Here is a 14,617-nt window from a genome sequence, read left to right on the forward strand (position 1 = left end):
TCAGACGCCGGGGGTGCGCATCCTGCGGGGGCCGGGGTCGACCCGCCCGGTCGGCGGACCGACCCGGACGACGGCACCGGCCACGACCAGCGACCGGCCGCCGTGCCAGGGGTGGGGCGGGCCGACGAGGACCGGCTCCAGCACCAGCCGCAGCACCTCGGGCAGGTCGTCGGCGAGCCGGGCGACGCGCAGCAGCAGGTCCTCCAGCGCGGCGACGTCGACCGGTTCGGAACCGCGGTAGCCGTTCAGCAGCGGCCACGCCCGGGGCGCCCGCACCAGCTCGGCGGCGTCCAGGTCGGTCAGCGGCAGGGTGCGGTAGGCGCGGTCGCCGAGCAGGTCTGTCGCGACGCCGCCCAGGCCGAAGCTGACGAGCGCGCCGAACGACGGGTCGTCGACGATCTCGACGACGGTGGCCACCCCGGGCGCGGCCATCTCCTGCACGATCACCGGGTCGCCCGACGGGATGGCGGCGAACGCCGCGCGCACCGCGTCGGCGTCGGGGAGGTCCAGGCGCACCCCGCCGAGGTCGGAGCGGTGCCGCAGCCAGGGAGCCGTCGACTTGAGCACCACCGGGTAGCCGACCTCCTCGGCCGCGGCGACCGCGGCCTCGACGTCGGGGACCGTGCGGGTGCCCAGCAGCGGGATGCCGTAGGCGGCCAGCAGCCGGATGAGCTCGTCGTCGGTCAGCGCCCGCCCCTCCCGGGCCGACGCCAGCGCCGACCGGACGACGTCCCGCCCGGCCTGCTCGTCGACCCCCGCCAGCTCGGGCACCTCGCCGACCGGACGGCGCCGCCAGGCGGCGTACCGCGCCACCTTGGCCAGGGCGATCACCGCCCGCTCGGGCGTGGAGAACGACGGCACCGAGCCGCGGGCCGGCGTCCCGTCCTCCCCGATGCGGGCGAGCTCGGCCGGGACGCCCTCGTTGGAGAGGAACGTGGCGACGATCGGCTTCTCCGCCCCGGCGGCCACCTCCCGCAGCGCCCGGCCGAACTCCGCCGAGCCGCGGGACAGCGGCGGGAGGAACACCGCGACCACGGCGTCCACGCCCTCGTCGTCCACCGCCCCCTGCAGGGCGGCCTGGAACTCCGCCGCCGTCCCGCCGGCGCCGACGTCGGTCGGTGCCTCGTGGGCCAGCGCGAGCCCCTGCTCGAGGACCGCGTCGCTGACCAACCAGCCCATCGCGGTGGAGTTGCCGACGACCGCGACCCGGTCGCCGGCCGGCAGCGGCTGGTGGGCCAGCAGCGTGCCGACGTCGAACAGCTGCGCCAGCGTGTCGACCCGGATGACGCCGGCGGAGGCGAACAGTGCGGCCACCGACTCCTCGGGGACGGCGACCGAGGTGCCGGCCAGGCCCTCGGTCGTCCGCACGTGCCGGCCGCTCTTGACCGCGACCACCGGCTTGGTGCGGCCGACGCGGCGGGCCAGCCGGGCGAACTTGCGCGGGTTGCCGAAGCTCTCCAGGTGCAGCAGCACCACCTCGGTGGCGGGGTCGGTGGCCCAGTACTGGAGCAGGTCGTTGCCGCTGACGTCCGCGCGGTTGCCGGCCGACACGAAGCTGGACAGGCCGATGTTGCGGGTGCGCGCCTGCTCCAGCAGCGCCGAGCCCAGGGCGCCGGACTGCGCGAAGAAGCCCACCCGCCCGCGACCGGGGACCCGGGGCGCCAGGCTGGCGTTCAGCCGCACCGCCGGGTCGGTGTTGACGATGCCGAGGCAGTTGGGGCCGACGACCCGCATGCCCGAGGCACGGGCGGCGGCCACCAGCGCGCGCTCGCGGGCCCGTCCCTCCGGGCCGGACTCGCCGAACCCGCCGGTGATCACCACCAGGCCGCGCACCTTCTTGCGCCGGCACGCCTCGACGACGCCCGCCACCTCCTCGGCGGGCACCGCCAGGACGGCGAGGTCGACGTCGTCGGGGACGTCCTCGATGCCCGCGTAGGCCGGCACCCCGCGCACGTGCCGGGTGCCCGGGTTCACCGGGTAGATGGGCCCTTCGAAGCCGTGGTCGAGCAGGTGCCGCAGGACGGCGTGGCCGAGCTTGCCCTCGTCGTTGCTGGCGCCCACCACGGCGACCGACGACGGGGTGAGCAGCCGCGCGATCGACCGCGACTCGCTGCGCTGCTCGCGCTCGTAGGCGACCTGCAGCGCGGTCTCGGTCGGCGCGATCGGGAAGGTGAGGTGGACGACGCCCTCCTCGTAGGACCGGGTCGGGGTGTACCCGGCGTCGAGGAAGACCCGCACCATCCGGTTGTTCTGCGCCAGCACCTCGGCGACGAAGTTCTGGATGCCCCGCTCCCGTGCCGCGGCGGCCAGGTGCTCGAGCAGCACCGAGCCGAGCCCGCGTCCCTGGTGGGCGTCCTCGACGAGGAAGGCGACCTCGGCGTCGTCCGTGCCCGGATAGCGGTCGTAGCGGCCGACGCCGATGATCTGGTCGCCCAGCACCAGCACGAACGCAGCCCGGGCGTCGTGGTCGACGTGGGTGAAGCGGTGCAGGTCCCTGTCCGACAGCCGCTTCATCGGCCCGAAGAACCGGTAGTAGCGGGTCTGGTCGGAGCTGCGGTCCATCAGGCCGACCAGCCCCTCGGCGTCCTCCGGACAGATCGGGCGCAGGTGCACCGTGCCGCCGTCGGCGGCGATGATGTCGGCCTCCCAGTGTGCGGGCGGCTGCGGCGGGGCGTCCTGCGCCGGAGGGGTCTCGGTGCTCTGCTCAGTCACGGGGGTCGTCCGGGTCCAGGCCGAAGTAGGGGAACACGGCGTTGCGGGTGCGGCCGATGGCCCGGTCGACGCGGGACTCGGTGAACGGGTCCCAGTGCGTGAAGCCGGTGTAGCCGCCCTCGGTCATGTGCGTCGGTGGCCGGGCGCGCAGCCCGCGGCGGACGACGTCCTCCCGCCAGGACTCGGGGATCTCGGTCACCGGGTCGAGCCGGGCACCGGCGGCCTCGGCGATGAGGTGCGTCCAGGCTCGTGGCACGCACCGGACCAGCCCGTAGCCGCCGCCGCCGAGCGCGATCCAGCGGCCGTCGCAGATCTCGTGGGCGAGGTCGTGGACCGCGCGGTAGCTGGCCCGCTGCCCGTCGATGGTGAGCGCGAGGTCGGCGAGCGGGTCCTCGTGGTGGGCGTCGCAGCCGCACTGGCTCACCAGGATCTCCGGCTGGAACGCCTTGAGGACGCTGGGCACGACGGCGTGGAAGGCCCGCAGCCAGCCGGAGTCGTCGGTGCCGTTGGGCAGCGCCAGGTTGACCGCGCTGCCCGACGCCTTCTCCGGGTCGCCGGTCTCCTCGGGGAAGCCGGTGCCGGGGAACAGCGTCAGCGGCGTCTGGTGGATGCTCACGGTCAGCACCCGCGGGTCGTCGTAGAAGACGGCCTGCACGCCGTCGCCGTGGTGGACGTCGAGGTCGACGTAGGCGATGCGCTCGTGTCCCTGGTCCAGCAGCCACTGGATGGCGACCGCGGCGTCGTTGAAGACGCAGAAGCCCGACGCGCGGTCGCGCATCGCGTGGTGCAGGCCGCCGGAGATGTTGACCGCGTGCTGCGCCCGGCCGCTGTGCACCTGCTCGGCGGCGAGCACGCTGCCGCCGGTGATCAGGGCGGTGGCGTCGTACATGCCGTCGAAGATCGGGTTGTCCGCCGTGCCGAGGCCGTGGCCGACGTTCGGGTCGGACGGCGCGCGCTTGACCGCGTCCAGGTAGGCGGGGTCGTGCACCCGGGTCAGCAGGTCGACGTCGGCCGGCGTGGGCCGCAGCACCCGCAGCCGGTCGGTGGCCAGCACGCCGAGGCCGTCGGCCAGCCGCATCGTCAGGTCCAGCCGGACCGGGTGCATCGGGTGGTCCCCGCCCATCGTGTAGCCGAGCAGCGCGTCGTCCCAGACGACCGCGACCGAGTCACTCACGCAGACCCTCCTCGACGTCGACGACGATGTCGCGGGCGACGCTACCGTCGGTACCCCCGCGGCGTGCCGCGAACGGTGCCGTCGCGTGAGCGGGTGCACGCGCTCTCCCCCGTACCATCACGGATGACACGGAGGAGACCTGTGAACGACCTCATCGACACCACCGAGATGTACCTCCGGACGATCTTCGAGCTGGAGGAGGAGGGGATCGTCCCCCTCCGAGCCCGGATCGCCGAGCGGCTGCACCAGAGCGGTCCGACGGTGAGCCAGACGGTCGCCCGGATGGAGCGCGACGGTCTGCTGACCGTCGAGGGCGACCGGCACCTGCAGCTGTCCGAGTCCGGGCGGCAGCTGGCCACCGCGGTGATGCGCAAGCACCGGCTCGCGGAGTGCCTGCTGGTCGACGTCATCGGCCTGGACTACGCCGACGTCCACGAAGAGGCGTGCCGCTGGGAGCACGTCATGAGCGAGGCCGTGGAGCGCAAGCTGCTGACCCTCCTCGGCAACCCGACGGTGTCGCCGTTCGGCAATCCGATCCCCGGCCTCGACGCCCTGGGCGGCGAGACCTCCGCGGTGCTGGACTCGCTGACCCTGCTGTCGACCACGGCCACGCCCGAGGGGCGCCGGGTGGAGATCAAGCGGATCAGCGAGCAGCTGCAGGAGGACAGCGAGCTCATGCGCCAGCTGGCCGCTCAGGGCCTGCGGCCGGGCATGACCGCCGTCGCCCAGCTGATGGCCGGTTCGGTCAGTCTCGACGGCGACGTGCTGCCGATGGGCGTCGCCCAGCACGTCTTCGTCAGCGCCCTCGACGAGGAGCTCACCCCGGTCGAGGCTGCTCCCCGCCTCTGAGGCAGGACCCCGTCCTCCCCACCCGTCGCGAGCTCAGGGCGGGCCTCCCGGACAGGGCCGCACCGAGCCTCCGGACGGGCCCGCCCGACGCGGGGCCGACCCTGCAGGGGGGCCACGCTCCCCCGGCTCCTACGGTGGGCCGGGTGAGCGAGCCCTCCGACGCCCCCGCCACCTCCTCCCCCTCCGGTTCTCCCTTCGCCGACCTGGCGGCCTTCGTCGCCCTGCCGCGGGTCGGCGGCCTGGCCCTGTCGGCCGACGGCCGGCGGCTGGCCATCGCGGTGCAGACCCTGGACCGGGAGAAGACCGCGTGGCAGTCGGCCCTCTGGGAGGTCGACCCCGGAGGACGGCGGCCGGCCCGCCGGCTCACCCGCAGCGCGCCGGGCGAGTCCTCGCCGGTGTGGGCGCCCGACGGCTCGCTGCTGTTCACGTCTGCCCGCCCCGACCCGGCAGCCGGCGACGGAGCGGAGGACCCGAAGCCGGCGCTGTGGAGCCTGCCCGCCGACGGCGGTGAGGCGCGGCCGGTGCTGACCCACCCGGGCGGGATCTCGGGTGTCGCCCTCGCCGCGGGCTCCGGCGAGGTGGTCGTCACCGCGTCGGCCATGCCGGGGGCGGGCGACGCCGAGGCCGACGCGGAGCGCCGGAAGCGGCGCAAGGAGGCCGGGGTCACCGCGATCCTGCACGAGGCCTACCCGGTGCGGTACTGGGACAGCGACCTCGGGCCCGCCACCCCGCACCTGTTCTGGGCCGGCGAACTCCCCGCCGAGCCGGACGCGGGCGCCGAGCGCCCGCCGGTCGAGCTGCGCGACCTCACCCCGGACGCCGTCCCGCCGTCCGGCGCCGGCGGCGACCTGGCCCTCTCCCCCGACGGCCGGCTCCTCGTGCGCGTGGAGACCGTGCCCGACGGCCCGGCGGGCCGGCGCGACCGGCTGGTCCTGCTCGAGACCGGGACCGGGCAGGCCCGGGCACTGGTCGACGACCCGCTCGCCGATCTGGGCGCGCCACGCTTCTCGCCGGACGGCAGCGCCGTCGTCTGCGTGCGGGAGTCGATGTCCAGCCACGACGAGCCGCCGGACTACACGCTGCTGCACGTCGACGTCGCCACCGGCGCGGCGCGGGAGCTCACCCCCGGCTTCGACCGCTGGCCGTCCGCGCCGCAGTTCAGCGCCGACGGGACGACGGTGTACTTCCTGGCCGACGACGACGGACGGCACGCCCTGTTCCGGGTGCCGGCGGACGGCGGGGAGCCGGTGCGCATGACCACCGACGGCGCCTACAGCGACCTGCAGGTGGCCCGCGACGGCAGCGCCCTCTACGCGTTGCGCTCGGCCTACGACGAGCCGCCGGCCCCGGTGCGACTCGACCCGGAGGCGACCGGCCAGCACCCCGACCCGCTGCCGAATCCGGGCACCCTCGCCGGGTTGCCCGGCACCCTGCAGGAGGTCGAGACCACCGCCGCCGACGGGACGCCGGTGCACTGCTGGCTGGTGCTGCCCGAGGGCGCGTCGGCGGAACGCCCGGCGCCGCTGGTGCTGTGGGTCCACGGCGGGCCGTTGATGAGCTGGAACTCGTGGTCCTGGCGCTGGTGCCCGTGGGTGCTGGCCGCCCGCGGCTACGCCGTCCTGCTGCCCGACCCGGCGCTGTCGCAGGGGTACGGGCAGGAGTTCGTCCGCCGCGGCTGGGGCGCGTGGGGCGAGACGCCGTACACCGACCTGATGGCGGCGGTCGACGCCGTGGAGCAGCGGCCGGAGCTCGACGAGTCGCGCACCGCCGCGATGGGCGGCTCCTTCGGCGGATACATGGCCAACTGGATCGCCACCCAGACCGACCGGTTCCGGGCGATCGTCACCCACGCCAGCTTGTGGGACATGGACTCCTTCATCGGCACGACCGATGCCGCCTACTTCTGGGAGAAGGAGTGGGGCGACCCGCTGCGCCAGCCCAAGCGCTACGAGCAGAACTCGCCGCACCGCTACGCCGACGCCATCCGCACCCCGGTGCTCGTGATCCACGGCGACCGCGACTACCGGGTGCCGATCGGCGAGGCGCTGCGGCTGTGGTACGACCTGCAGAAGCGCGGCGTCCCCTCCCGGTTCCTCTACTTCCCGAACGAGAACCACTGGGTGCTCACACCCGGCAACGCGCAGGTCTGGTACGAGACGGTGCTGTCCTTCCTGGCCGAGCAGGTCCACGGCCAGGACTGGCAGCGGCCCGAGCTCCTCTGAGGCGCACTCATCCCGCGGCCCACACCTCGTCGGGGTCGGCGGTCACGGTGACGAGCATGGCCCGCAGCTCGGCCGGGGGCAGGCAGGCAGCGAGCCCGTCGGCCAGCAGCCTCGCCAGCGTGTAGGTGGGGCGGCTGTCGAGCGCCCGCTGCAGCGCGACGTTCGCCATCGCGCCGTCCCCGCGCAGCCACGCGCTGACCGCCAGCAGGGTGGCCGGGGCGGCGTCCATGGGGGCCGGGGCACGGCGGGTGCACTCGGTCCACAGCAGCTCGGCCGCCGCGGCGTCGTCCCCCAGCGCCAGGGTGAGCGCCCGGTCGCGCACCCGGACGTCGGCCAGCGCCCACAGCACACCGGCCACCTCGCGGTCGGGGAGCCGGCCGACCGCGCGCGGCCGGCAGTGCCGCACGGCCCGCAGCACCGCGTCCCACGAGCGGCGGGCCTCCGCGTCCGGGTCCTCGCGCGCCGGCCGGGCACGGTGGTCCACCAGTCGCCAGGTGACCTCCTCCATCGCGGCCCGGGCCGGGCCGTCGAGCGGCGCGATCCGCGCCTCCAGGACCGCGCGGTCACGGGCGACCACCTGCCCGGCAGCCGCCGAGGCGGCCGCCAGCACGGACACCTCACGCGGCAGCGGCTCGCCGGCCCCGGGGGCACAGCAGGCCTCGGTGCAGTCGTAGGACCACCACCGGCCACCGCGCACGAGCAGGGTGTCCCGCACCGGGATGTCCAGCGCGGCCAGCGCGACGACGGCGTCGTGCACGACGTCGCGGTGCGGCAGGCCCGGGACGTCGTCCCCACCGGGCAGCGACCCGCGGTCGTCGGGCGCCTCGGACACGACCGCGACGACGACACCGGCCGGGTCGTCGGTGGCGACGCTGCGCGTCAGCGCCGTGGCGACCGCGGCGGAGGCGGCCCGGGCCGGCAGGTCGGCGCGCACCGTGAGGCCCACCCGGTTCCCGGTCGGCCCGCCGAGGGCGACCAGGACGACCGACTCGTGCGGGTGGAACCCGACCAGGTACGGCAGCGCGGCCGCGATCTCGGCGGAGTCGGTGAGGGACACCAGGGGGCGGGTGAGGTCGTCCATGCCGGCGACCTTCGCCGCCGCACCCACCCGGACGAGCCGCGCGGGGACATCTGTGGACCGGCCGGACGACTGTGGACGCCCGGCCGTCGGCCCCCCGCAGAGGCCCGCCGCGGGCCTGCTGACGTGCGAGAACGGCCACCCTCCCAGGGCCCCGCCGGCCCCGTCCCGGGTCCCGCCCCGAGCCTGCGAGGGGTGAGCAGGACGGGGTCCTTCTACGAGGCGTGGGGGCAGGGTGGTCCCTGCTCAGTCCAGGGCCTCGGCCTGCACGTCGTACGCCTGCTCGAGCAGCGCGGTGAACGCCGCGCGGTCGGGCTCGGCGCCCGCGCGGTCGCCGGTGGCCAGTGCGACCACCCGGTCGCCGTCCCGCACCAGCCCGACCAGCCCGGAGGCCTCCCGCTGGGCGCCGCCGGGCTCCGTGGCCACGACCTCCACCGACACCGCCACCGCGGCGTCGCCCAGGTCGGGCACGTCGAACGTCGCCAGGTCGACGGTGGCGCTGCCGTGCTCGGGCGAGCTGACCGTCAGCTGCGGGCACTGGCCGACCAGCTCGTGCACCCGGCCGACGAGCTCGGCGGCGGGTCCGGCCACGGCCAGCAGTTCGGCGGTGTACGTCGTCCCCTGGACGGCGACCTGCGCGGCGAGGTCCTCGGCGGCCGGCGGCTGGTGCACCGGCAGCGCCTGCAGGACCGCCGTGCACGACCCGGGCGTGACCTCGACGCCGGCCGGCGAGCCCATCCCGGCCGGCGCGCCCTCGGACAGCTGCTGCCCCGACACCGGGAGGACCCGCGCGCCGGGACCGAACGCCTCGGCGGGCAGCAGGCCGGCGGCGAGGTCCGCAGCAGCGGAGGTCGCCGCGGCCGCCTCGGCGGACGGGGACGGCGCGCCGGTGGCCGCGGCCTCCTGGACCCCGGTGTCGGACGCGCAGCCGGTCACGACCGCACCGGCGACGAGGCCCGTGGCGAGCCAGGAGGTGCGGCGGATGCGGCGGCCCTCCTGCCGGGTCCCGCCGCGAGCTGGCGAGTGGCGGGGGGCAGGAGGGTCCTCTTTCACACCGCGACGGTAACCCCGCCGGCCAGGTGGGGTGATGGAACGGCCCTCCTGCCGGGTCCCGCCGCGAGCTCGCGAGTGGCGGGGAGCAGGAGGGTCCTTCTTCAGACCTCGTACTGGACCGCGCTGCGCGCGGCGAGGATCGGCTTGACGTGGTCGGCGATCACCTGCAGGTGCACCGGGTGGTCGGCGTAGCGCCGCCAGGCCTCGACGTCGGGGAAGTCGGCGACCAGCGCGGTGTGCGCGTTGCCCTCGCGCAGCCCGGCGTCGGGGCCGACGGCGAAGGAGGTCATCCCGCCGACCTCCTCGGGCAGCCGGCGCAGCGCGGCCAGGGTCTGCTCCCGGCGCTCCTCGTCGGCGTCGTCGGACCAGGTGAACAGGACGACGTGGCGCAGCACGGAGGCGATCCTGTCAGGCGCTGCGGGGACGCGCAGACCGGGCACCGGCGAACCGGTGGGGAACGAGGGCTGGCTAGAGTCGCCGCCCATGGGACGGCCGCTGCGCATCGCACTGTTGTCCTACCGCAGCAAGCCGCACAGCGGTGGACAGGGCGTCTACGTCCGGGCGCTCTCCCGCGAGCTCACCGCCCTCGGTCACGGGGTCACCGTGGTCAGCGGCCAGCCGTACCCGGAACTCGACGACGGCGTGCCGCTCACCCGCGTGCCGAGCCTGGACCTGTACCGGGAGCCCGACCCGTTCCGCACGCCGTGGCCGTCGGAGTTCCGCGACCGGATCGACGTCCTCGAGTACGCCACGATGTGCACGGCCGGCTTCCCCGAGCCGCTGACCTTCAGCCTGCGGGCGGCCCGGCTGCTGCTCCCCCAGGCCCCCCTCTTCGACCTCGTGCACGACAACCAGAGCCTGGGCTCGGGACTGCTGCAGCTGATCCGCGCCGGCGTGCCGACCGTGGCCACCGTGCACCACCCGGTCGCCATCGACCGCGACCTGGAGCTCGCCGCCGCACCCTCGCTGCGCCGCCGGCTGACGCTGCGCCGCTGGTACGGCTTCACCCGCATGCAGGCCCGGGTGGCCCCGCAGCTGGACGGCGTCACCACCGTCTCGGAGAACTCCCGCCGCGACATCGAGACCCACCTCGGAGTCCCGGCGGATGCCATCCGGGTGGTCCCGGTGGGCATCGACCCCGAGGTCTTCACCCCGCCGCCGGCCGACCGCCCTCGCGACCCCGACTCGATCGTGGTCACCACCAGCGCCGACGTCCCGCTCAAGGGGCTGGTGCACCTGCTCGAGGCGGTCGCGAAGCTGCGCACCGAGCGGCTGGTGCGGCTGACCGTCGTCGGCACCGCGCGCCCGGGCGGCCCGGCGGAGGCCGCTCTCGACCGGCTGGCGCTGCGCGACGCCGTCCGCTTCACCGGCCCGCTCCCCGAGGCAGAGCTGGTGCGACTGCTGCAGGGTGCCGCCGTCGTCGCCATCCCCTCGCTGTACGAGGGCTTCTCGCTGCCGGCGATCGAGGCGATGGCCTGCGGCACCGCGCTGGTCACCACCGACGCCGGGGCGCTGCCGGAGGTCGTGGGCAGCAAGGCCGGCCTGCGGGTGCGCGCCGGGGACGTCGGCGAGCTGACCGCGGCGCTGCAGCTGGTCCTGGACTCGCCGTCCTTCGCCGACCAGCTGGGCCGGGCCGGCCGGCGCCGGGTGCTGGCCTCCTACACCTGGCGGTCGACCGCCGAGCGGACGGTCGAGTGGTACCGCGAGGTGCTGGAGCGGAAGGGGCGCCGGTGAGGACGACGAGCCCGCGACGCGGCCGGGAGCGCTCCCGTTGCTGACCGTGGACTACGACCGGCTGGACCTGCGGCCGGGGATGACCGTGCTGGACCTGGGCTGCGGCGAGGGCCGGCACGCGTTCGAGGCCTACCGCCGCGGCGCCCGGGTGGTCGCCGTCGACCGGGGTGCGTCCGAGGTGGAGACGACGAAGCGCTGGCTGGGCGCGATCGCCGAGGCCGGCGAGGCCCCGGCAGGTGCGGCGTACGAGGTGGTGCGCGGCGACCTGCTGGCGCTGCCCTTCCCCGACGCGAGCGCCGACCGGGTCATCGCGTCGGAGGTGCTCGAGCACATCCCCGACGACGCCACCGCGATGGCCGAGATCGTCCGCGTGCTCAAACCCGGCGGCACGGTGGCGGTGACCGTGCCCCGGTACGGGCCGGAGCGGGTCTGCTGGGCGCTGTCGGACGCCTACCACGCCAACGAGGGCGGCCACGTCCGGATCTACCGCGGCGACGTGCTGCGCACGCGGCTGTCCGCCGCCGGCCTGGTCCCCGGCGCACAGCACCACGCGCACGCGCTGCACGCACCGTTCTGGTGGCTCAAGTGCGCCGTCGGCGTCGACCGGGACCCGGCCGCCGTCCGCGCCTACCACCGGCTGCTGGTGTGGGACCTGACGCAGCGGCCGTTGCTGACCCGCGCCGCCGAGCGGCTGCTGGACCCGGTGATCGGCAAGAGCCTGGTCGTCTACGCGGAGAAGCCGGCGGCAACGGCTCCGGCCGGCGAGATCGAGCTGGAGCGGACCGCTGTCTGAGCTGCTCCCCGAGCTGCCCGGTGTGCTGAGCGGGGAGCAGGTGCGCGCCACCGTGGCGGCGGTCGCCGCCGAGCAGGCGTCCGACGGCGCGCTGCCCTGGTTCCGCGGCGGCCGGCTGGACCCCTGGGACATGGTCGAGGCCGCGATGGCCCTCGACGTCGGCGGCGAGCACGACCGGGCGCGGGCGGCCTACCGGTGGCTGGCCCGCCGGCAGCGGCCGGACGGGTCCTGGGCCGCGGAATACCGGGACGGCGCGGAGGTCTCCCCCGCCGCGGAGAGCAACCACGCCGGCTACCTGGCGGTGGGGGTCTGGCACAGCTGGCTGCTCACCGGCGACCAGGAGCTGGTCGCCGGGGCGTGGCCAGCCGTGCGCCGCGGCCTGGACCTGGTCACCCGCATGCAGCTCCCCGGTGGCGCGGTCGGCTGGGCGCTGCGCCCTGACGGCACCGCCGACGACACCGCGCTGCTCACCGGCAACGCCAGCCTGTTCCAGGCGCTGCGCTGCGGCGTCGCCCTGGCCGCCCTGGCCGGCGAGCCGCAGCCGGACTGGGAGCTCGCCGCCGCCGACCTCGGCGACGCGCTGCGCACCCGGCCCGAGGCGTTCGCTGACCGGTCCCGCTACTCGATGGACTGGTACTACCCGGTGCTCGGCGGCGCGGTCACCGGTGCCGCGGCCGACGCCCGGCTGGCCGCCGGCTGGAACCGCTTCGTCGTCCCCGGGCTGGGCGCACGCTGCGTGGCCGACCGGCCCTGGGTCACCGGCGCGGAGACCTGCGAGCTGGCGCTCGCGCTGGCCGCCGCCGGACGGCCGGACGCCGCGCTGGAGCAGGTGGCCGCCATGCAGCACCTGCGGGCGGACGACGGGTCGTACTGGACCGGCTACGTCTACCCCGACGACGCCCGCTGGCCGGTCGAGCGGACGACGTGGACCGCGGCCGCCGTCGTCCTCGCCGCCGACGCGCTCTCCGGCGCCACCGCAGCCTCCGGGGCGTTCACCGACCCGGGTGCGCTGCCGGCAGCCGGGACGGAGGCACCACGGGAGTCCGCCGGTTGGCTGCCCGGCGGCGCGGGCAGGGGGAGGCCGTGAGCAGCTCCGCCCGCCCCGGCGACGTCGCCGTCGTCGTCATGAGCCAGAACCGCCGCGAGGACCTCCTGCGCACGCTGCCCCGCCACGAGGCGCCGGTCGTGCTGGTCGACAACGCCTCCACCGACGGCACCGTCGAGGCGGTGCGAGCGGCCCTGCCGGAGGTGACCGTCGTCCCGCTGGAGCGCAACGTCGGCAGCTACGCGCGCAGCCTCGGCGTGGAGCGCGCCGGCACGGAGTTCGTGGCCTTCGCCGACGACGACTCGTGGTGGGCGCCCGGCGACCTCGCGCGCGCCGTGGGGGTCATGCGCGCGCACCCCCGGCTGGCGGTGCTCAACGCGCGGATCCTGGTCGGCCCCGAGGAGCGGCTCGACTCCTTCTGCACCGAGCTGGCGCGCAGCCCGCTGGGCACGCCCGACGACCTGCCCGGCCCGGCGCTGCTGGGGTTCATCGCCTGCGGCGCGATGGTGCGCACCGAGGCGTTCCTCGCCGTCGGCGGGTTCGACCCCGTCGTCCGCTTCCCCGGCGAGGAGGAGCGGCTGTCGCTGGACCTGGCCGCGGCCGGCTGGGGCATCGCCTACGTCGACGCGGTGACCGTGCACCACCACCCGTCGACCAAGCGGCACGCGCCCGAGCGGCGGCGGACGGCGATCTGGCGCAGCCGGCTGCTCACCGCGGTGATGCGCCGCCCGTGGCCGGAGGTGGCCGGCCTGGTGCTGCAGGCGCTGCGCAGCGGAGCGCCCGAGCGCCGCGGGCTGCTGCGGGCGCTGCGCGAGGTGCCGGCCGCGCTGCGCCGCCGATGGGTGGTCCCGGAGCACGTCCGCGCCGACCTCCGTGTGCTGGCGGAGGCGGCGTGACAGAGGACCCCCCTGCCCCTCACCGCCGCGGCCCCGTGCCAGGTCCCGCCCCGAGCCTGCGAGGGGTGGGGAGGACGGGATCCTTCCACCTGCGGGAGGGCCGGCATGACCCGCGGGTGTCGGTCGTCGTCATCACCCACCAGCGCCGCGACGAGGTGCTGCTGGCCCTCTCGCGGCTGGTCGCGCTGCCCGAGCAGCCGCACGTCGTCGTCGTCGACAACGGCTCGACCGACGGGACGGCGGCGGCGATCACCGAGCGGTTCCCGCAGGTGGAGCTGGTCGCCAGCCCGGAGAACCTCGGCGCGATCGGCCGCAACGTGGGCGTGGCCCGGGTCGACACCCCCTACGTCGCCTTCTGCGACGACGACACCTGGTGGGACCCGGGGTCGCTGCGCACCGCGGCCGACGTCCTCGACGCGCACCCCCGCCTGGCGGTGGTGACCGCGCGCATCCTCGTGGAGCCGGGCGGCCGTGAGGACCCGATCGTGCCCGAGCTGCGCGACTCCCCCGTCCGCGGCGCCGACTGGTTGCCCGGGCCGGCGCTGGGCTCCTTCCTCGCCGGCGCCTCGGTGCTGCGCCGGGCGGCGTTCACCGAGGTGGGCGGCTTCGACGAGCGGCTGTGGCTGGGCGGCGAGGAGGAGCTGATGGCCGGCGACCTGGCCGCCGCCGGGTGGGAGCTGTGCTACCTGCCCGCGCTGACGGTGCACCACCAGGCGTCCACGGCGCGCGACTCCCACCGCCGGCGCCGCGACGGCATCCGCAACACCCTCTGGACGACGTGGCTGCGCCGCCCCGCCCGCCCGGCGCTGCGCCGCACCGCGCACCTGCTGCGCACCCTCCCCCGCGACCGGGTGACCGCCCAGGGCCTGTGGGCCGCGGCCTGCGGGCTGCCGTGGGTGCTGCGCGAGCGGCGGGTGCTGCCCGCGCACGCGGAGGCCCGTTTCGCGGCGCTCGAGCACGTCCAGCGTGCCTCCACCGCCCGCCGCTACGTCAGCTGAGCGGACCCACCCTCCGTCGAGATCCCGGGATCTCGTACGCGGACCCGCCTTTCGGCGTACGCG

The 14,617-nt window shown here is 76.0% G+C and carries 12 protein-coding genes; 7 read left to right on the forward strand and 5 right to left on the reverse strand.

The features are described from left to right. Together BUB17_RS17495 and BUB17_RS17500 are read right to left on the reverse strand one after the other, a co-directional pair. Positions 1-2,712, reverse strand: coding sequence for a bifunctional acetate--CoA ligase family protein/GNAT family N-acetyltransferase (locus BUB17_RS17495; protein ID WP_072919969.1), 2,712 nt, complete (start codon positions 2,710-2,712; stop codon positions 1-3). Further along, a complete protein-coding gene (locus BUB17_RS17500; protein WP_072919970.1) occupies positions 2,705-3,886 on the reverse strand; it encodes an acetoin utilization protein AcuC in 1,182 nt (393 codons plus the stop codon). Before BUB17_RS17500 ends, BUB17_RS17495 begins: the two co-directional genes overlap by 8 nt. A gap of 141 nt (positions 3,887-4,027) precedes the next feature. On the opposite strand from BUB17_RS17500, the gene BUB17_RS17505 reads away from it, so the two are divergent. Then, positions 4,028-4,735 carry an iron-dependent transcriptional repressor DtxR gene (locus tag BUB17_RS17505; protein WP_072919971.1) on the forward strand — a complete coding sequence of 236 codons (708 nt, stop codon included), beginning with the start codon at positions 4,028-4,030 and terminating at the stop codon, positions 4,733-4,735. Positions 4,736-4,878: 143 nt separating this feature from the next. Further along, a complete protein-coding gene (locus BUB17_RS17510) occupies positions 4,879-6,957 on the forward strand; it encodes a S9 family peptidase (RefSeq protein ID WP_072919972.1) in 2,079 nt (692 codons plus the stop codon). A 7-nt stretch (positions 6,958-6,964) separates the two neighbouring features. Here the strand turns inward: BUB17_RS17510 and BUB17_RS17515 are convergent, their stop codons facing one another. The 3 genes from BUB17_RS17515 to BUB17_RS17525 all read right to left on the reverse strand — a co-directional run bounded on the left by BUB17_RS17515 (position 6,965) and on the right by BUB17_RS17525 (position 9,483). Continuing rightward, complete coding sequence (locus BUB17_RS17515; RefSeq protein ID WP_072920016.1) at positions 6,965-8,038, reverse strand: DUF4192 domain-containing protein; 1,074 nt, start codon at positions 8,036-8,038, stop codon at positions 6,965-6,967. Between the two features lie 243 nt (positions 8,039-8,281). Further along, entirely contained in the window at positions 8,282-9,088 is an 807-nt protein-coding gene (locus BUB17_RS17520) for a hypothetical protein (protein WP_141243072.1), read from the reverse strand. A 101-nt stretch (positions 9,089-9,189) separates the two neighbouring features. After that, a complete protein-coding gene (locus BUB17_RS17525) occupies positions 9,190-9,483 on the reverse strand; it encodes a Dabb family protein (RefSeq protein ID WP_012949601.1) in 294 nt (97 codons plus the stop codon). Between the two features lie 88 nt (positions 9,484-9,571). Here BUB17_RS17525 and BUB17_RS17530 point away from each other — a divergent pair, with 88 nt between their 5' ends. The 5 genes from BUB17_RS17530 (at position 9,572) to BUB17_RS17550 (ending at position 14,554) form a co-directional block, all read left to right on the forward strand. After that, entirely contained in the window at positions 9,572-10,822 is a 1,251-nt protein-coding gene (locus BUB17_RS17530; RefSeq protein WP_175561402.1) for a glycosyltransferase family 4 protein, read from the forward strand. Positions 10,823-10,868: 46 nt separating this feature from the next. Further along, a complete protein-coding gene (locus BUB17_RS17535) occupies positions 10,869-11,615 on the forward strand; it encodes a class I SAM-dependent methyltransferase (protein ID WP_244277332.1) in 747 nt (248 codons plus the stop codon). Positions 11,616-11,655: 40 nt separating this feature from the next. Beyond that, a complete protein-coding gene (locus tag BUB17_RS17540; RefSeq protein ID WP_244277323.1) occupies positions 11,656-12,702 on the forward strand; it encodes a prenyltransferase/squalene oxidase repeat-containing protein in 1,047 nt (348 codons plus the stop codon). Further along, positions 12,699-13,556: a glycosyltransferase family 2 protein gene (locus BUB17_RS17545; RefSeq protein WP_072920018.1), complete on the forward strand. Its 858-nt coding sequence runs from the start codon at positions 12,699-12,701 to the stop codon at positions 13,554-13,556. The genes BUB17_RS17540 and BUB17_RS17545 overlap by 4 nt, the downstream gene beginning before the upstream one ends. Positions 13,557-13,621: 65 nt before the next feature. Beyond that, positions 13,622-14,554 (forward strand): glycosyltransferase family 2 protein, encoded by a 933-nt coding sequence (locus BUB17_RS17550; RefSeq protein WP_141243073.1) that lies wholly within the window; start codon positions 13,622-13,624, stop codon positions 14,552-14,554. Positions 14,555-14,617 lie beyond the last annotated feature (63 nt).

The organism is Geodermatophilus obscurus, from assembly GCF_900143215.1.
GTDB classification, from domain to species: Bacteria; Actinomycetota; Actinomycetes; order Mycobacteriales; family Geodermatophilaceae; genus Geodermatophilus; species Geodermatophilus obscurus_A.

What these genes read in the sequence shown, in the direction of transcription:
- BUB17_RS17515 (WP_072920016.1), bottom strand. Translation starts at nt 8,038, where the DNA reads ATGGACGACCTCACCCGCCCCCTGGTGTCCCTCACCGACTCCGCCGAG.
- BUB17_RS17530 (WP_175561402.1), top strand. Translation starts at nt 9,572, where the DNA reads ATGGGACGGCCGCTGCGCATCGCACTGTTGTCCTACCGCAGCAAGCCG.